The 17,568-nt window shown below is 55.2% G+C and carries 13 protein-coding genes and 1 pseudogene; 1 reads left to right on the top strand and 13 read right to left on the bottom strand.

Translation table 11 applies throughout. The features are described from left to right. Nucleotide 1: 1 nt before the first annotated feature. The 12 genes and pseudogenes from ABLV30_RS28000 to gabD all read right to left on the bottom strand — a co-directional run bounded on the left by ABLV30_RS28000 (nucleotide 2) and on the right by gabD (nucleotide 14,858). Nucleotides 2–1,420, bottom strand: coding sequence for a DUF4832 domain-containing protein (locus ABLV30_RS28000; RefSeq protein ID WP_265800742.1), 1,419 nt, complete (start codon nucleotides 1,418–1,420; stop codon nucleotides 2–4). 2 nt (nucleotides 1,421–1,422) lie between these two features. Beyond that, nucleotides 1,423–1,833 (bottom strand): hypothetical protein, encoded by a 411-nt coding sequence (locus ABLV30_RS27995; RefSeq protein WP_014228040.1) that lies wholly within the window; start codon nucleotides 1,831–1,833, stop codon nucleotides 1,423–1,425. Continuing rightward, entirely contained in the window at nucleotides 1,830–2,945 is a 1,116-nt protein-coding gene (locus ABLV30_RS27990) for a glycosyltransferase family 4 protein (protein ID WP_265800740.1), read from the bottom strand. Before ABLV30_RS27990 ends, ABLV30_RS27995 begins: the two co-directional genes overlap by 4 nt. Continuing rightward, on the bottom strand, nucleotides 2,942–4,156 hold the full coding sequence (locus tag ABLV30_RS27985; protein WP_064378307.1) for a glycosyltransferase family 4 protein: 1,215 nt from the start codon (nucleotides 4,154–4,156) through the stop codon (nucleotides 2,942–2,944). Before ABLV30_RS27985 ends, ABLV30_RS27990 begins: the two co-directional genes overlap by 4 nt. After that, on the bottom strand, nucleotides 4,137–5,162 hold the full coding sequence (locus ABLV30_RS27980) for a glycosyltransferase (protein ID WP_064378308.1): 1,026 nt from the start codon (nucleotides 5,160–5,162) through the stop codon (nucleotides 4,137–4,139). The genes ABLV30_RS27985 and ABLV30_RS27980 overlap by 20 nt, the downstream gene beginning before the upstream one ends. Then, on the bottom strand, nucleotides 5,155–6,537 hold the full coding sequence (locus ABLV30_RS27975) for a hypothetical protein (RefSeq protein ID WP_014837479.1): 1,383 nt from the start codon (nucleotides 6,535–6,537) through the stop codon (nucleotides 5,155–5,157). Before ABLV30_RS27975 ends, ABLV30_RS27980 begins: the two co-directional genes overlap by 8 nt. Beyond that, on the bottom strand, nucleotides 6,528–7,745 hold the full coding sequence (locus tag ABLV30_RS27970; protein ID WP_049084241.1) for a capsular biosynthesis protein: 1,218 nt from the start codon (nucleotides 7,743–7,745) through the stop codon (nucleotides 6,528–6,530). Before ABLV30_RS27970 ends, ABLV30_RS27975 begins: the two co-directional genes overlap by 10 nt. Before the next feature lie 5 nt (nucleotides 7,746–7,750). Then, nucleotides 7,751–9,838 carry a polysaccharide biosynthesis tyrosine autokinase gene (locus ABLV30_RS27965; protein ID WP_265800737.1) on the bottom strand — a complete coding sequence of 696 codons (2,088 nt, stop codon included), beginning with the start codon at nucleotides 9,836–9,838 and terminating at the stop codon, nucleotides 7,751–7,753. 1 nt (nucleotide 9,839) lies between these two features. Beyond that, nucleotides 9,840–10,394, bottom strand: coding sequence for a polysaccharide biosynthesis/export family protein (locus ABLV30_RS27960; RefSeq protein ID WP_004847971.1), 555 nt, complete (start codon nucleotides 10,392–10,394; stop codon nucleotides 9,840–9,842). Next, nucleotides 10,391–11,677 carry an outer membrane beta-barrel protein gene (locus ABLV30_RS27955; RefSeq protein WP_049070941.1) on the bottom strand — a complete coding sequence of 429 codons (1,287 nt, stop codon included), beginning with the start codon at nucleotides 11,675–11,677 and terminating at the stop codon, nucleotides 10,391–10,393. The genes ABLV30_RS27960 and ABLV30_RS27955 overlap by 4 nt, the downstream gene beginning before the upstream one ends. Then, nucleotides 11,667–13,069, bottom strand: a pseudogene (locus ABLV30_RS27950) (undecaprenyl-phosphate glucose phosphotransferase). The gene ABLV30_RS27955 and the pseudogene ABLV30_RS27950 overlap by 11 nt, the downstream one beginning before the upstream one ends. Before the next feature lie 340 nt (nucleotides 13,070–13,409). Continuing rightward, on the bottom strand, nucleotides 13,410–14,858 hold the full coding sequence (gene gabD, locus ABLV30_RS27945; RefSeq protein WP_014228049.1) for an NADP-dependent succinate-semialdehyde dehydrogenase: 1,449 nt from the start codon (nucleotides 14,856–14,858) through the stop codon (nucleotides 13,410–13,412). 225 nt (nucleotides 14,859–15,083) lie between these two features. Between gabD and ABLV30_RS27940 the strand changes: the two genes are divergently transcribed. Next, nucleotides 15,084–15,335: a zinc ribbon domain-containing protein gene (locus ABLV30_RS27940; RefSeq protein ID WP_025107253.1), complete on the top strand. Its 252-nt coding sequence runs from the start codon at nucleotides 15,084–15,086 to the stop codon at nucleotides 15,333–15,335. Between the two features lie 42 nt (nucleotides 15,336–15,377). Here the strand turns inward: ABLV30_RS27940 and foxA are convergent, their stop codons facing one another. Beyond that, a complete protein-coding gene (gene foxA / locus ABLV30_RS27935; RefSeq protein ID WP_088168441.1) occupies nucleotides 15,378–17,486 on the bottom strand; it encodes a ferrioxamine B receptor FoxA in 2,109 nt (702 codons plus the stop codon). Nucleotides 17,487–17,568 lie beyond the last annotated feature (82 nt).

The following is a 17,568-nucleotide window of genomic DNA, read 5'->3' as shown; positions in this document are numbered from 1 at the left end:
GTTATTCCTTAAGGTTAAACGAAGCCAGTGAATACCATCCATCACCGGTTTTACCTTCGTTAGCGAGTTGAATACGCGGCTGGCCCTGATAATTGGTCAGGGCCGCTTCCAGACGATATTGGCCGCCCGGGAGTCCGGCAGGCAGCGGCAGCGTAGCGCTGCTGTGATGTTCGCCGGGCAGCCACTGGCGAACGTCATCCGCCGTTTTGATTTGCGTAACGGTCGTTCCGGCGTCATTGACTATCCGCCATTGCACAAGGTACGGGAGATAGGCTGGCGCGACGCCGTCGTTACGCCAGGTGACGTTTAGCGTAAGCGGCATGCCGCTGCGTACGGGCGTATCCCATTCCAGCTGACCCACCCGGTAGCGGTAGCCGATTCGCAATAACGCGCTATCAACGATATCGCGATACGCTGCCGGCACCGGACGCGATTTCAGATTCAGGGTACTGGCGTGCTGCGCTAATGCCCAGTCGAAGCTTGCCTGGACCTCTTCGCGGGTATAGTGCTGCACGCTTTCCCACTCCGCCATATAACCGCAAATTTCCAGGCTAACGGGGGCGTGCTGCCAGCTATCATTAAACCCGGACCACGCCGTCTGCGCCGCGGCCAGGCGTTGAGGATAATCATCGCGCATATGGCTCCACTCTGCGGAAAAGTTATGCCAGTCTCCCCAGCAATCCGCACGCCACCCCGCGCCTTTTTGGCTGGCCCAGACCAGCGAATTACCGCCGCTGATTAACATGATTTTGGGCGTTTTCGGGAAGCTGCTGAAGTGCATATCAATGTAGCGATTGAGCTGCTCCGGAGCGTACTTTTCCAGCAACGGCGCAACGTCAGGGAAATTGGAGTTGTGCCATTCCCCCCACGAACCCACCATGCCGATATCGACAAACCCGAGGTTCGGGTTGCCGTCATAACGCGCGCCGAGGGCGTTAAGCAGCTTTTGCGCATAGGCGATAAAGGTCGGATCGCTGAGGTCCGGCACAAAGGTTTTGCCATTTTCGACCCATTGTCCCTGAATGCCTTTTTTGATAAGCCAGGCGGGGATTTTCGAGCCCGATTGCGGTTCATCGAGCGCCATGAAACGCAATCCGACGTTCATCGCCGGCTGATGCTGGGCGGCGACGCTGAAAGCACGATCGATCGGCGCAAAATCATAGACGCCTTCCTCGGGCTCCAGATCGCTCCAGTAAAAGCGATCGTATTCAAACCCGGTGTCCGGATACTCTTTCAGAGAGGGTTTCTGGCCATAACCATCGTGGAAACTGGCCACGCCGATCCCTGGGTTCGTCAACAGACCGGTAAAGGCCGGCGGGGTGATAACCGTGCGTTCAGCCAGCACTGCCTCTGAGGGTATGACTCCGGCCAGCAGTAGCGCCACAAGGCGCGCGGCGCGGCGCAGCGAAAAAGAGCTCATCGTTAATTCACTTTATCGTGGAGGTTCACAAACCACGTCCAGATACCGACGTGGAAGTTTTTAAACACATCGATACCCAGCGCGGATTTCAGCATATAGAGCGCCAGCAGCACCGCAAGAATGGCGAACAGCACGGCGATGGTAATCGCCAGGGTGGAGAATATACGCCCGAGCAGCGTACTCTCTCGCGGAATTTTGCGCAGATCGCGGCCGCATAAAAAGACCACGAAATAGCGGCGATGCAGAAAAGGAAAGCTATGGCGAAAATCGATGCGATGGCGCGAGGCCAGGCTCGATCTCACCAGCGCCTGTTCAATACCGCGCTTTTGTTCCGGCGTGAGTGAGGTTTCTGTTTCCGGGTCAAGCGCGGAATAAAAGCGCTCGACGACCAGGTCGGATGTTGATTTAGTCACGGTTGACTCTTATTCATTAAACGCTGATAGACCTGAGCGGTTTTTGCCGCAATGTCCGGCCAGCGGTATTTAGGCATCAGTTGGCTGTAATCCGCGGTCTCCTCGCCGCGCCAGGACTGGAGCTTTTGCGCCAGCGCGGCGACATTGCCCGTCGGAAAATAGACCTCGGCAGGCAGGCCAATCTCGAGGTTGGCCGGGATATCGCTGACGATAACCGGCAGTGACCAGGACATGGCTTCCAGCAGGGCAATGGGCAGCCCTTCGTGATAAGACGGTAGAACAAAAAGCCCGGCCTGTGAGAACAAAGTGTGCAGCGGATCGCCGCTAATAAAACCGGTCATGATCGCTCCCGGGGTTTCGGCCGCCTGCTTCTTCAGCCGCTCGCTGTACTCATCGGGATGGTCGGCATCGCCAATCAGCACCAGCGGCAGCGAACAGTTCGAGGCTTTGTAGGCGGCAAGCAGATCGTGCAGCCCCTTTTCTTCCACAAAACGGGCGACGGCGACAACGTATTGTCCGGCTTCCAGCGAATACTGATTCAGCGTGGCCCGTCGCGTCTCTTCGGCGGGAAGCTGCGGTTGGCGCACGCCGTTATAGATCACGTTAGCGTTGGTACGGCCGTGTTTGGTCTTAATGAGCGTATTAATCACTTCCGAGATAACAATAACCTCGTTAGCATATTTCACCGCCCATTTCTCACCGAGGCGCAGCATCTCTTTCGCCATTTTGCCCCACTTCTGGCGATCGTAGTCCGGGCCGTGGTGGGTAAAAACGACGCGCTTGCCGAGCAGGCGCAGCAGCGGGACCACCAGGCCAGGGCCGACCGCGTGAACGTGAACCACATTTGAGCCGTCAAACAGGGTGCTGAATGCGGCCAGCGTAGAGTGAATAATGGCTTCGAATTTACGGCTTTTGGGCGCCCACAGGCTTTTCAACCGCACGCCTTTATATTCGCTACGGCGATAGTCCACGTACGGTGAGCGGGCAATGACGCAGATATCGGCGTGATTCTGGTGATAGATTTCTGGATAAAGATTCTGGCAATGGGTCTCAACGCCGCCCTGGACGTTCGGAATACCGCGGGTGCCAAGCACCGTCACTTTGAGCTTCATTTCGCTTCCCCCACGAGCTGCTGATAGAGTTCCTGCAGAACCTGCATATGCCGGGCGAGATCGTATTTCTCCTCTAAACGCTGGCGTGCGTTGATGCCCATTTCACGCGCCTGCTGCGGATTGGCGGCCAGGCTATCCATGATGCGCGCCAGCGCGTCGGCATCCCCGGGTTCCACCAGATAGCCATCAATGCCATCGCGAATTTGCTCCGGAATGCCGCCGATATTGCCGCCGACGACGGGGCGACCGAACGCCATGGCCTCCAGCACCGACATCGAGCAGTTTTCATAATATTCGGATGGGACGATCACCGCCCGCGCGCCGCGAATCAACGCGTTGAGCGCGTCTCCGTGGCGCATATAGCCGAGAAATTCCGGACCGCTAAAGCGGGCGCGCAGGTCGCTGCCGAGAGGGCCATCGCCGACGATTTTCAGCGGCATGGACTGCTGCATTTTTTGCTGCGCCAGCGCCAGGGTGGCCACGCCTTTCTCACGGCTCAAGCGGCCGATATAGAGGAAATAATCCCCCGCCGTATCGCCCGGGATCGTGGTGCTGGCATCAATACCGTTGACGATCACATCGATCCGCGACCTGGGTAATTTACGCAGCAGCGTCTGACGCATAAATTCGCTGGGAGCGATAATGCAATCGAGCATGGCGTAATTTTGCGCGAACTTTTGCCAGTAGGCCTCAAGCGAGAGCAGCAGGCTTTTAAAGGTATCGCCCTGCTGGCAACGATGGCGAAAGGCATTGCTCACCGAACCGGTAAGACAGTCATCGCAGACGTGGCCATCGCGTAGCATGGTGTACGATGGGCAGACGATTTTATAATCGTGCGCCGTCAGTACGGTTTTGCAGCCAAAGCGCTTAGCGACGCCAATCAATGCGGGCGTCAGCTGGTGGTAGATATTATGAAAGTGCACAATATCCGGGCGCTGCTCCAGCAGCAGGGTGTTGAGTTTATTGCAGGCCTCAGCGTTGTAGATAAAGTCGATGCCCGCTTTGAGCTTGCCCGTCAGCCCGTGGCTTTGATGATAATCCACGTTATGTACGAAGAAGCTTTCCCAGGGCGAAGGCTTATTTTCCGCATGCTGCATGCTGAAGTCGACAACCTGATAGCCCGCTTGCAGCATGGCGTCTCGCTCCTGGAAAAAAACGGTTTCCGCTCCGCCCTTAATAAAAAAGAATTTATTAACGAATAATATTTTCATGTTCTGTCTGGATATGTTTTGGGTTGGAGACGGTCACGGCGGGTTGTTTCAGCGGATCGCGAACGGAGTTAAGCAGGCCTCGCACCATACCTGCGGAAAATAACGATAAGTTGACCACGCTCTGGACGCCGTCCCGCAGCGACTTATTTTTAATCGCCTTCAGCGCGATAAATGCCAGCAGCGGAAGCAGGGCGATAAAAATCACCCCGGGATTGAACGACAGGAGGCAAATAATCAATACCAGGATATACAGCGTGAATATCAGTTCGTTGCGAACAATCTTAAGCGCGGCGGGGAAATGCTTTTTCCCCCAGCAGTTGCGTAATAGCTCACCCGGCGCCCATAAAAAACCGTTCTTCCAGCGATAGGTCAGCATTTTGAACGTCGGCATGGTATAGGACGCATGGCTAAAATAGGGCGCGGCGAGGCGGTGGAGTTTATAGCCCGCGGCCTGTAAACGGATCCCCAATTCGGCTTCTTCATAACCGTGAAGGTTAAGATTGGTCAGATAGCCAATTTTCTCGATTGCCGAACGGCGGTAAAGGCCGCCGCCGCCAAGATGATCGGTATCGCCCTGCGGATAGATAAGATGCAGGCGCTGCTTGCGCGATTTAAACTCATAGTTAGCGGCGTCATCCATCTCGACGCTGCCCGCCACGCCCGCATATTCGGGATGCGTTTCAAGAAACGCCACGGCGGTGTCGAGAAAACCCGGCTCCAGCTCCATATCGCCGTCCAGCAGCAGCAGATAGTCCCCTTCGCTGAATAACCAGCCCAGCTGGTGGCCCACGCCGCAGCAGCGATCTTTCGCGTTATCGAGGCAAACCACCATCGCGTCTTTGGCGACGGCCAGCTCGCGGGTATTATCGGTGGACAGGCTATCGGCGACGATAATCTGATGCGGGTAAGGCTGCAATTGCTTGCGGACGCTGTCGATCGTTTTTTCAATACCCTGCGCTTCGTTGAGGGTCTTAATGCTGACGGTAATTGATGGCGTTTTATTCATATTGGGTACCGGAGTTCAGACGGACGGAACGATGAATGACAATAAGCGCCCCGAGGGCCAGCCATAATAAAAACTGTAGCATGGGAATGATCATCAGGATCTGGCTGTAGGGAAGGCTGAGCAAACAGCCAATGGCAAAGACGTAAAACGCAGGCGCGGAGCTGAGCAGCTGTAAATCTTCCCGTTTGAGATCGTAGCGGGAAAAGGTCTCTTTGGGCCGCATGCCGATGAGAATAGCGGCAATCATGGCGATAAATAAGATCACGCCGATAATACCGACTTCCCACAGCATCATGCTCAGCGCGGTGGAGTCGAGTATCAGATGATACCAGGCGCCAATATAGCCGGGGGAGACGGTACTGCCGCTGTTGGTGGCGTTCAGACCGTAGCCAAACAGCATCCCGCCGGGGCCAAAAAGCTCGTTATGCTGGAGCCAGAAGAAAATAGTGGTAAACCGGCCGAGCTCGCCGCTTTCCATAATGTAATTGGTATCAAAGATATAGCCGAGGGAATCGATAAATACCGAGAGCGCGCTTTTGGTCGGGTCCCCGCCGAAGGCCGACGAGTAATTGGACGCCAGAATGGTGATAGCGGCAAAAATTAGCACCACCATTCCGGCGGCGATAATCATCAACGAGCGCAGGGTGACTTTGCTGATGCCGCTGACGTAAGCGGGCATGATCCACAGCAGCGCCAGTAAGAAAGGCGACAGCAGAATCACGAATTTTACCTCGCCCACCACGCAGAGGAAAAAGGCCAGCACGATATGCGCCGCCATCGACTTGAACGAGCAGATACCGTGCTTAAATTCGGACACCTTCAGCAGCATAATCAGCAGGCAGAACATCCCCATGGCCGCGGTATTGCCGCCGCCCATCGGGTCGCCGCCAAACGTGCCGACCACCGAATCCCACTTTTCATCCTCGCCGCGCAAAGCCACGCGTTTTGGCACCACCACCAGCACCTGATAGATAGCCAGCGGGAACTGGACGTAGAACAGCCAGTAAAATAGCCGGGTCAGGCGGTGCAGCTGCGACTCGCGAAACATGCCGAGCAGCATGCAAAACATCACCAGCGACAGGGCCAGTTCATTTTTGAAGCCGACGATGGCGGTAACGATGCCGGATTGTAAAACCGTGGCGCAGAGGCTGAGGATGATAAACGTCAGATACAGCGCCAGCACCACCTTCTCGCGCGCGCTAAGCGCCAGCGGCTGCGGCCGGCTTTGCATCATCAGCAGGACCACCATCACCAGCACCATGAAAAAGGGGAGCCACAGCACGGCTGCCACGCCGGTGAAATACTGAATCGTGCCGCAGAAGACGATGGTCGTCAGCGCGAATACCTCCAGATAGCGACCGGTGTTTAGCTGCATATTTTCTGCTCCTGCCGGGAGAGCTGTAGCGCCCGTTTGTTCATTTTCAGCAGGATGAACAGATAGCGAATGCTGGTCAGCACGGAGAACGTCAGGAGGGCTATCTCATAGCGCTGGCCCAATTCAGGCAGCGCGATAAAAGCGACGATAATAATCAGCAGCTGCTCGATCTGAATGCGTAAAAAATAGCGTTTAGAACCAAAGATAAGCTCAATAACGGTCAGCGGACTGACGGCCAGCGCGGCGAACAGATAGGGCAGCATATAGCGTGAGGTCGGAATGGAATTGAGCCACTCCTGACTGAAGCCCAGGCGCATGACCAGCGGATAGAAAATCCAGATCCCAAGGATACAGATCAGCGCCGCGGCCATCAGCATCAGGCGAATCTTTTTGTACTCCGGATAGTTAAAGGTGCCGTTGCGAAAATCCATCGACCATTTTGAAAAGATGGAGTTGCGCACCGCGTTACCGACAATCATCACCGGTGATAAACAGAAGCGGCTCACCACCGAGAAATAGCCGGCGACCAGCGGTGAAAACCAGATATTTATCAACATCGTAGGCAGGTTATTGCTGGCCATCGCCAGCACTTCCGCGCTGCCGACGCGGCTGAGGTGCTGCCAGTGCTGGCGCGCAAAAAGGCCGTTCGCCCGTGGTGAAAAGTGCGCCGGCGTCAGGGTACTGAAGCGAAACAAACGCAGCAGGCAGAGGCCGAGCAGCAGCAAAATGCCCGCCATCCAGGCAATATAGAACAGCGTGGTATTCGGCATCGCCAGCAGAGCTATCGCCACCACCAGCGACACGGCGATACGCTGGAAGGTGAGGAACTGATAGTTACCGCCGCGCAGCGAGAGGTTCTCGGCGATCAAAACCAGCGCATAGCCGAAGGTGAGCAGGTAGAGAAACGCGATATTGAGATGGAATATCAGTCCGGTGATGACCGCCCACGGCAGCGCCAGAAGCAGGCTTTGCAGCAGGCAAAACACCACATTCTGCCCCAGCTCATGCTCTTCCTGGCGCGGGATCAGCAGCTGCGACGCAAAGGTGCAAACCTGCGCGCCAATCAGCACGTTGCTGTAGATCATCGCATAGTGCCCGACTTCCGCCATGCCGTAGCGATGGGAAATCAGCCACACGGAAAAAGCGCCGATCGCCTGCGAGAGGACCGAGGAGCTGGCGATTGAAGAAATACTCTTAATTAAGTTCATAATCGCTACTTCGGTGAAATCAGTTCGCCCATGCCGCGCTCGGGCAGGCGTTTGCCCTCCTGCGTCTCCAGGTTCTCTTCTTGTACCCGGTTAAGCATGGTGGCGACAGGCGTTGGCGCGGCGGCTTGCAGACGATGTTGCGCGTCGCGGATGCGCGACGCCTGCTCGCCTGCGTTGACCACCAGCAGGCTGATATCGACGTGCGGTGCCAGCAGCAGGGCGTCCTGGGCCAGTCCGAGCGATGGCGCATCAATAATCAGATAATCGTAGGTCTGCCGCAGCGTCGTCAGCAGCGCCGGGAGCCGCTCAGAAGTGAGCAGCAGCAGGGCTGAGTCGCTGAGTTCGCCTCGCGGCATAAAATCCAGCGTCTCGGAAAGGGGGACCACCGCCTGGGACGCGGCGCTGCGGCCATCAAGACGCTCGCTGAACCCTGTTTTATGCTGAGGATAGCGCGCGGAGAGCCCCGCGCTTGCCAGATAATCTATATCGATGAGCAAGGTTTTGCCTGACTTAGCGGCGGACCACGCCAGCATTTCGGCAATCAGGCTGCTGCCGGCATCTGCCTGCGCCGAGGTCACCAGTATCGTCCCGCTATGAGTATTCTGGCCGAGCAGCGCCAGGCGCAGGCTGTGGAGCATATCGGCATACAGCAGGTTCTGGAACGTCAGCTTCGCGCTGTTCGCCTGAGGCAACAGCGGAAACTCACCGCTGGCATCAAGGCCCGTTTTGGCTTTAAGTTCGCTGATGCTGTTCACCGTTTTGTCGAGCGCGGTGCTGACTATCAGGTACATGATGTACAGCGCCAGCGCCATCAGGGTCGCCATCACGATAAGCAGACCGCGCTGCGGTTTAGAAGGAAGATTTGGCGGCACGGCGGCATCGTAGATCACTTCATCGGGAACCGAAAAGCTCTTGGAGAGCTTCTGCTCATTCGCCCGCTGATACAGCGACTTATACAGCTCTTCGGTTTTGTTCAGCGCGGTCATCATGGTGTTGTATTTATCGCGCTTGGCGCCCAGCGCCTGGAAGTTGGCTTTCTGATCGTCGAGCATCTTCTGATAGTGCTGCTCATCGTCCAGCGCAATCTGATACTGCTGGCGTAAGCCGTTAAGTAGTTCCCCCAACACCTGGCCTATCTGCCCGTTGACGACCTGCAGCTGGGCCTGAGCCTGAAGATATTTCGGATGCTTAGGGCCATAGTGTTTTGCCGCTTCCGATAAGTTACGCCGCGTCTGGATCAGCGCGATACGCAGATCCTGAATCTGCGGATGACCGGAAATTTCCGGCAGCGAGATGATGGCTTCCGGCGCTTTTCCCTGCTGACGGCGCACTTTGTCCCACACCGTTTGCGCTTTCAGACGGCGCTGGGTGGCGTCGGCCAGATGGTTAATCACGATCCCCAGGCGCTCGGTCTCGTAGCCATCCATGCTGCGAAAGGTCAGCAGGCCGTTTTGTTTGAGAAAATCATCGATGTCGGCTTTCTGGCGATCGAGCTTATCGCGCAGATCGTCCATCATTTTCTCGTTCCAGCCCTGGGCCTGAAGTAAGATTTTCTGCTTCTGCGCCAGGCTGTAATCGATAAACGCCTGCGCCACGCCGTTGGCGATATCGGCGGCTTTTTGCGGCGATTTCGCCTCCATCGAAACGGATACTAGCTGCGTGGTGCGCACGCCGGAGATGGTCAGTTTTTTTTGCAGGGCGCGCAGCGCATTATTGACCCGTGCGGCCTCATCAAGATTGTCCCCGCCGTTAAATTCCGGGTCCCGATCCAGCTTTAGCGCTTTTACCGCGGCTTCCAGCACGACGCGGGAGCCCATCAGCGCGTATTTGGTTTCATAGTAATCGCTGCGGGTGGAATCATAGTTTTCCAGCCGCGGCAGGGGGGTAACATCCTGCGACTGCGCTTTAAACAGCACCGTCGCGGTTGCGGTATAGCTGGATGACATAAAGCGCGTCAGGATCCACGACGCCGCGGCAGCCACCACCACCACCACCAGGCACCAGATCAGCTTGTGCTTAATTTTGTTGAAATAAGGCGTGAAGTCGATAAAGCCTTCTTTCTTCTTTCCATTTTCAACTAATGAAATAGCCATATCAGAAGAAACTCATGCCAATGATGATGGTATCTCCGGCCTGTACGGCGGAGTCGGCGGCGACGTTTTCCAGCAGTTTACCGCTGCGAAACTGACGAATGCGGATGTCATGGCGATCGGCGCGATCGGTAAACCCGCCGGCCAGCGCAATGGCTTTTTCAGCGGTTAAGCCCGGTTCCCAGGCGTAACCGTCCGGTTTTTTGACTTCGCCTAACAGATAAATTTTACGGTATTCGGCAATGCTTACGGTCACCATTGGCGCCTGCAGATAGTTACCGCGCAGCTTATCGGCAATTTCGTTGCCGACCTGTTCAGGCGTTTTCCCTTTCAGCATCAGGGAGCCTATATAAGGATAATCAACGCTGCCGCTATTATCGATTTTTACGCGCATAGTGAGATCCTGTTCGCCGGAAACCGCGATATTGATCTCATCTCCCTGGTCCAGATGATAAACGGCATCCGGCGGCGTTCGGATTGTCTGCGGCGGCGCCGAACAGCCCGCCAGCCATAGCGCCAGAAGAGAAATCACCGCCCGTTTTCCATAGCTAAGGATCATATTTGTACCTGCGTCATAAAAATAATGGCCGAGTCGTTGTAGCCCAGCGTGCGCTCGACCTCATGGTCATAGTCCGGGCCAATATAAAAGGCATCTTTTTCTTTATTAGAATGCATCGTGTTCCATTGCAGCTTCAGCTGAAAATTAACGGATGGACGGTAGTCGTAGTTGAAGGTGAGCGAAACGAGGTTTGATCGATCTTTGCGTCCGTTGGTCTGGTGTTTGTAATCCTCTGTAATATAAGAGTAATCAACCAGAGTGGAGAACCTGTCGACCAGCCAGTGGTGCTCATAGCCCAGACCGAAATTTGATACCAGAATATAGCCGCCGGAGTCGGTGGGATCTTTTATTCGTTGTGAACTATGTAAGTTGAGCTTTATCTGTTCAAGTGGTTTCCAGTCGGCGTTAATATCCCAGTTCAGGCCGTTGAACCCCTGCGAGTCGGGATTATGGATAAAATCTTTATACAGCCAGGCGACGTTGCCGTGGATCTCGGTCTTGCCGGAAAGACGATTTTTCATGCCGACCAGCAGGTAATATTCATTACTGTCTTTTAACGGGTTGAGCTCATAGCGACGCTGGTTGGTAATAAAACTGTAGCGATAGCGCAGCGTTTTGGCTTTTTGATCAAAAAGCTCGGCGACCACGCTGTTTTCATGCCACTCCTGATCGTGCATGTAATAATGAAAGTCGGCGCTGGCGTCCTCAATGCTGTCGAGATTGCGAAAGCGCAGCTGCTTATGCATTAGCGCAACTTCTGCTTTACCGCGGCCTTCCGGCGCCCCGTAGCTATAGCGCAGTTCACTGTTAAAGAAGCGCGTGGCGATGGGCTTATTAATGCCAAACTCTTTAAACTGCTCGGGGAGAAACCCCTCGGTGGTATCGCGGCCGCGCTCTTCATGGCCGAACGTTTCATCGAGATCCAACGACAGCCCGTGCATGCTGCCGAAGCGCCACTTGCCGTTAAACATAAAAAAATGGTTGTCGCGGTTATCTGCGCTATCGCTGGCGTAGCGGCGGTAATCGCCGGAGTACATCAATAAATAGCGGTCCTCGTAGCGCTCGCCGATGGCTTTGAAAATCGGCTTAACGCCTTGATAAGCGGAGCCGATTTCATTCCCGCCGTAGCGTTGCCAGGTCACGTTGTCATTGTAACCGACGTCATAACCCACCTGGCTCTCGAAATCGATGCCAGCCACACCGGTATGTGGTTTTGCCTGCAGGTCAGCCCATGCGTAAGGCATCGCCAGCAAACCTGCGAGGAAAGTGAGTTCAGAACGCATTCTTCCCCACAAATCCGCGGAAAAACGTTAAAAACACAATTTTAATGTCCAGCAGCAGCGACCACGACTGAATATATTCCAGATCGTACTGAATGCGTTTTTCCATTTTATCAATCGTGTCGGTTTCGCCGCGAAAACCGTGTATTTGCGCCAGCCCGGTAATGCCGGGCTTCACTTTATGGCGGATCATGTAATTTTCCACCAGCACGCGATACTGCTCATTATGCGCGACCGCGTGAGGGCGTGGGCCCACTATCGACATGGTTCCCTGCAGCACGTTAAAAAACTGCGGCAGTTCATCAAGTGAGGTTTACGTAAAAAGGCGCCGAAGCGGGTAATGCGCGGATCGTTACGCGTTGCCTGGGTCACTACCGCGCTGTTTTCCATCACGCGCATGGTTCTGAACTTCCAGACGGGGATCTGTTTACCGTTCAGGCCGTAACGGTTTTGTTTAAACAGCACCGGGCCCGGCGAAGTCAGCTTAATTCCGATCGCCACCGCCAGCATGACCGGCAGGCTGACCAGGGTAAAAAAAGCGCCAAGCACGATATCTTCGATACGCTTGAGTACCGCGCCTTCGCCTTCAAACGGCGAGGTAAAAATGCTGATCGTCTGAATATTGCCAAACATCCGCAGCTGAGAAATATGTGAGCTGTAGGAAAAGAGGTCCGGTACCAGAAACACATCTACGGTGGTGTCGGAAAATTCATTCAAGAACTGGCGAATACGCTGCTGGGCGACCATCGGCAGGGCAATATAGACTTCATCGATTTCTCCGGCTTTCGCCAGCGCCAGCAGGTCGCGCGAGTTGCCTTTTTTATCAATGCTGAGCAGGCGACTGTCGCGCTGCACGGCGCGGTCCTCAAAGAAGGTGATGTCAATCCCGTCGTGGGTATACTCCTTAAACAGCGCCTGCTCGATGGCCAGCCCGGCTGGCGTTATGCCTAAAATAGCCACCTTGAGTCTGGATTTGAAAAAATAGCGGCTGGAGATAACGCGAATCAGAAACATACTAATAAATATGGCAATCGAGCACAGCACAATAATTTCAGCTAATCGCACCGCGTTTGTGCTGGCGTGATTGTTCAGTAATAATTCGGCGCTTACAAACAATAAAAATGATAACAAGCCGCTTATACTGACGCTGAAAAACAATTTAGTTAATTTTTTTAAATACTGGCCTTTAAACTGACCAGAATATAGCTGAAAGTGTTCATTGGCTCTGATAAAAATCAGTGAATATATTATGCCCAGGAACAGAGAGGCCGTTGAGGGTTCGACGAAAAAGTATTTTAAATAAGCGAAAATGAACAAGTTGACGGCAATAAAATCCAGTAGCTTCATCAGCTTACTATAGCGGGCGTTGTAAATTTTAATGGTGCTATCCGTCATCTTTTTGCTCGTTTTATAGTCAATAAAATGATGTCCTGTCCTTCTTTAAAGCTGAATTTATGTCTATGAATCTATTCAAAAATTAAGCTTTAGCTCGGCGTTGATTATTGTAGCCTACGATTAATCTTATGTCGAACCTGCCCCGGACTGAGAGGAGATAACTTTTCCTGACGGGCAATAATATTTTTATCATTGCCTGAAGCATAAAAATGGCGGTTACGATTAAATAGGGGCGGAGAGACCCGGGCGGCAAACGAACGGCCGTCGTGACTACATTTCCTGGCCGATCCGCACTTGAGCGTTAAAAAATTCGCGCCAGCGGGGCTGGCGCGTTTATTGGCTAAATCCCAATGCACATGTATTTGATTTCTAAGTAATCCTCGATGCCATACTTCGACCCTTCGCGGCCGAGACCGGAAGATTTCACGCCGCCGAACGGGGCGACCTCGGTGGAGATCAGGCCGGTGTTAATCCCGATAATGCCGTACTCCAGCGCTTCGCCGACGCGAAAGACGCGGCTCAGATCGCGAGCGTAGAAATAGGCCGCCAGGCCGAATTCGGTGTCGTTGGCCTGAGCAATAACATCCGCTTCATCTTTAAAGCGGAATAGCGGGGCGAGGGGGCCAAAGGTCTCTTCTTTCGCCACTTTGGCATCACCGGGGACGTCCACCAGAATCGTTGGCTGAAAGAAGTTTCCGCCGAGCTCATGAACTTTCCCGCCGGTTACTATCCGCGCGCCTTTGCCCAGCGCATCGGCGATATGCTCCTGTACTTTGGCGATCGCTTTCTCGTCAATCAGCGGCCCGATGGTGACGTTCGGCTGCAGGCCATCGCCGATTTGCAGCTTACTCACCGCCTGCTGAAGCTTTTCGGCGAAACGATCGTAGACGCCATCCTGGACATACAGGCGGTTGGCGCAGACGCAGGTCTGCCCGGCGTTGCGAAACTTGGAGGCCAGCGCGCCTTCGACGGCTTTATCCAGATCGGCGTCGTCAAAAACGATAAACGGCGCGTTGCCGCCGAGCTCCAGCGAGACCTTCTTGATATCTTTCGCGCACTGTTCCATCAGCTGGCGGCCAATTTCCGTCGAGCCGGTAAACGAGAGTTTGCGTACCAGCGGGTTACCGGTGAGCTCATTGCCGACTTCGCTGGCCGATCCGGTGACCACGTTAAACACCCCCTCGGGGATCCCGGCGCGGTTGGCGAGCTCCGCCAGCGCCAGCGCGGAGAACGGGGTCTGGCTGGCGGGCTTGAGCACCATCGTGCAGCCTGCGGCCAGCGCCGGACCCGCTTTACGGGTGATCATCGCCGAGGGAAAATTCCACGGGGTGATAGCGGCGGTTACGCCAATCGGTTGTTTAATCACCAGCAGCCGCTTGTCGGCCTGATGGCCGGGAATGGTATCGCCGTAGATGCGCTTGCCCTCTTCGGCAAACCACTCGATAAAGGAGGCGGCGTAGCTGATTTCACCTTTTGCTTCTGCCAGCGGTTTACCCTGTTCCAGCGTCATCAGGCGCGCCAAATCGTCCTGATGCTCCATCATCAGCTCAAACCAGCGGCGCAGGATAGCGGAGCGTTCTTTGGCGGTAAGGGCGCGCCATGCGGGCAGCGCGCCGGCGGCGGCATCGATAGCCTCGCGGGTTTCTGCGGCGCCCATTTTGGGCACGCTGCCCAGCTGCTGGCCGTTGGCGGGGTTCGTGACCGCGAGGGTCTCTTTGCTGCTGGCGTCGCGCCAGCGTCCGTTAATCAACGCCTGCTGGCGAAAAAGGGTAGGGTCGTTAAGTTGCATGGTTGCGTCCTGTCTTAATCTGTTTTAAACCGTGGATGCGCCTGAATCAGCTGCGTCAAACACCTGTCCCTGTTTAGTGTAGACGAACGCGTTCAGAGAACCGGGAGCAATGCTGGGTGATACAACAATAACCACAAATAATTTACGGATATTTGAACTGGCAGAACGTTATTGTGCAAACAATGCTGTATTTTTTATGCTCAACCCGCAAGAAAGGAGCGCTCTATGTCACAGCAAGAACGGTTTTGTCAGGCCTGTGGAATGCCGATGTCCGCCGGGGAGGCGAAAAGCGCAAGCGAAGAGTACTGCGCCTGGTGCTGCGATAGCGAGGGGAAGCTTAAATCCTGGGAGGACGCCGTCTCCGGCCTGGCCGAGTTCCTCGATTCCTGGCAGAAGGTCGGCCCCGCGGAAGCGCGCAAGCGGGCGATGCGCTACTTAACGGCCATGCCCGCGTGGGCCCATAAAGCGGAAGAGTAACCCGCAGCCCGGAGCGCAACACTCCGGGCTTTTTTAGCGCGATCAGAACTTCCAGGAGACGCTGCCGACGATACTGCGCTCTGCGCCAAAGTAGCAGTAAGAGAGCGAGTTACAGGCGGCAACGTAGCTCTTGTCGGTCAGGTTATTCACGTTCAGCTGGGCGCTGAGGCCTTTAATTCCCACCTTCGACAGGTCATAGCCGATCGCCATATCCACCAGCGTCCAGGACGGCAGAGTGTGCGTATTCAGGCGGTCGCTGGTAATGCCGTTGACGTAGCGCACGCCGGAACCCAGCGTCAGGCCATCCAGCGGGCCGCTTTTCACATCATAGCTCAGCCAGGCGCTGGCCTGATTGCGCGGTGCGTAAACGGCACGCTTGCCTTGCTCTTCCGGGCTGCTTTTCTTATAGCGAATGTCGGTGTAGGTATAGGCGGCCTGCAGGCGGAAGCTATCCGTTAGCTGGCTTATCGCCTCCAGCTCCACCCCTTTCGACTCAATTTCACCAATCGAACGATACGGATCGGTCGGCTCTTCTTTGGTGGCGATATTGGTCTGATTGATGCGGAATACCGAGGCGCTGAACTGGCTGTTCATTCCTTCCGGCTCATACTTCAGCCCGGCTTCCCACTGCTTGCCTTTCATCGGATCCAGCACGTTGCCGTTTTCGTCGGCGAAGCTGGTGGGTGTAAAGGCGGTGGAGTAGCTGATGTACGGGGCAAACCCGTTATCGAACAGATACAGCAGCGCGGCGCGGGTGCTGAAGTTGTTCTTATCCAGATCGCTGCGCGTTTGATTAAGCTTATCGATGTTGGAGACGCTGACCTGGTCGTAGCGCCCGCCGAGGGTCAAACGCCAGCGCTCCCAGGACATTTGATCCTGTAAATAGTAGCCGGTCTGGCGCAGCTTGTGCTTCTCGCGGCTGTACATGGTGATGTAATCCGGCTTCGCGCCGTAGACCGGATTAAAGGCGTCAATGGCCGGGAATGCGCCATAGTAGCCGGTGGTGTCGTTGCTGCGGTCCTGATAGTCGATCCCTATCAGCAGGCGATGGTTAACGGCCCAGGTATCGACGCTGCCGTCGAGCTGGTTATCGAGGGTGATGGCGTTCATCTTTTCGTCCGAGCCGGAATAGCCGCGGTTCAGCTCGGTTTCGTTCAGCCAGCCCGCGGCATAAACCTGATTCAGCTCGACTTTGGTATGCAGGTAGCGCAGCTTCTGCCGCACCGACCAGCCGTTATCAAACAGATGCTCGAAGTTGTAGCCGACCATATTTTCGCGGCGATCGTACTTGTCGTAGTCATCTTCTCCCTCGAAGAAGGTGTTAGCGATTTTCTTGCCGTAGTGCGGCACCACGGTACCTTCATAGGGGAGGCCCGAGTGGCTGCCGCCCTCCGGGTCGCGATGCAGATAGGCCATCAAATCAAGGCGCGTCTGGTCGGTGATGCGCCAGGTCAGGCTGGGCATAATCGCGTAGCGCTGCTCTTTTAAGGTATCAAACTGCGAGTCTGCATAGCGGGTCATGCCGCTTAAGCGCGCCGCCACGCGATCGTTATCGTCCAGCGCCCCGGTAACGTCAAACGCTGCCCCGCGCTGGTTGTTATTCCCGGCAAACAGCTTGATTTCCCCGCCGGGATCGAATGAGGGTTTACGCGAGGTGAGGGCGACGATGCCGCCGGGCGAAGAGCGGCCGTACAGCACTGAGGCCGGGCCGCGCACCACTTCGATATTTTCCAGGAACCACGGATCGACCACCAGCGAGCTGTGCGAGTTGGTATCGCCCATCATTTTCAGGCCGTCGAGATAGACGTTATCCAGGCTGCCGTCGGAGAAGCCGCGCAGGACGATATAGTCAAAGCGGTTGGAGGCGCCAATCTGGTTGCTGTATACCCCGGGGGTATAGCTCACGGCCTGGCGGACGCTGATCGCGCCCTGTTCTTCAAACTGCTCGCGCGTGATAATAGACACCGATTGCGGGGTCTCTATATCCGGGGTGGCAATTTTGGTCGCGCCGCTCTGCATCTGCGAAGTGACCACGATGGTTTCGTTTTTTGTTGTTTCCTGGGCCAGCAGCGGGAAGGCGACGCCGCCGGTCACCCATCCTACCAGTAGCGCCAGGCGAGTTTTCGCAAACATGAACATCTCCAAAGGCATTTCTAATTGTTAATAAGAATTATTACCTTTTTGATGCTGTCTATAGCTATGCGCAATGCCAGGATACGTATGCGCGCTGCCA

It is taken from the genome of Klebsiella sp. CN_Kp113 (assembly GCF_040064585.1).
Taxonomy (GTDB): Bacteria; Pseudomonadota; Gammaproteobacteria; order Enterobacterales; family Enterobacteriaceae; genus Klebsiella; species Klebsiella michiganensis.
The sequence above is the reverse complement of the archived record's forward strand: the minus strand, read 5'-3'. Positions and strand labels throughout refer to the sequence as shown.

What these genes read in the sequence shown, in the direction of transcription:
- ABLV30_RS28000 (WP_265800742.1), bottom strand. Translation starts at nt 1,420, where the DNA reads ATGAGCTCTTTTTCGCTGCGCCGCGCCGCGCGCCTTGTGGCGCTACTG.
- ABLV30_RS27990 (WP_265800740.1), bottom strand. Translation starts at nt 2,945, where the DNA reads ATGAAGCTCAAAGTGACGGTGCTTGGCACCCGCGGTATTCCGAACGTC.
- ABLV30_RS27985 (WP_064378307.1), bottom strand. Translation starts at nt 4,156, where the DNA reads ATGAAAATATTATTCGTTAATAAATTCTTTTTTATTAAGGGCGGAGCG.
- ABLV30_RS27980 (WP_064378308.1), bottom strand. Translation starts at nt 5,162, where the DNA reads ATGAATAAAACGCCATCAATTACCGTCAGCATTAAGACCCTCAACGAA.
- ABLV30_RS27975 (WP_014837479.1), bottom strand. Translation starts at nt 6,537, where the DNA reads ATGCAGCTAAACACCGGTCGCTATCTGGAGGTATTCGCGCTGACGACC.
- ABLV30_RS27970 (WP_049084241.1), bottom strand. Translation starts at nt 7,745, where the DNA reads ATGAACTTAATTAAGAGTATTTCTTCAATCGCCAGCTCCTCGGTCCTC.
- ABLV30_RS27965 (WP_265800737.1), bottom strand. Translation starts at nt 9,838, where the DNA reads ATGGCTATTTCATTAGTTGAAAATGGAAAGAAGAAAGAAGGCTTTATC.
- ABLV30_RS27960 (WP_004847971.1), bottom strand. Translation starts at nt 10,394, where the DNA reads ATGATCCTTAGCTATGGAAAACGGGCGGTGATTTCTCTTCTGGCGCTA.
- ABLV30_RS27955 (WP_049070941.1), bottom strand. Translation starts at nt 11,677, where the DNA reads ATGCGTTCTGAACTCACTTTCCTCGCAGGTTTGCTGGCGATGCCTTAC.
- gabD (WP_014228049.1), bottom strand. Translation starts at nt 14,858, where the DNA reads ATGCAACTTAACGACCCTACCCTTTTTCGCCAGCAGGCGTTGATTAAC.
- ABLV30_RS27940 (WP_025107253.1), top strand. Translation starts at nt 15,084, where the DNA reads ATGTCACAGCAAGAACGGTTTTGTCAGGCCTGTGGAATGCCGATGTCC.
- foxA (WP_088168441.1), bottom strand. Translation starts at nt 17,486, where the DNA reads ATGCCTTTGGAGATGTTCATGTTTGCGAAAACTCGCCTGGCGCTACTG.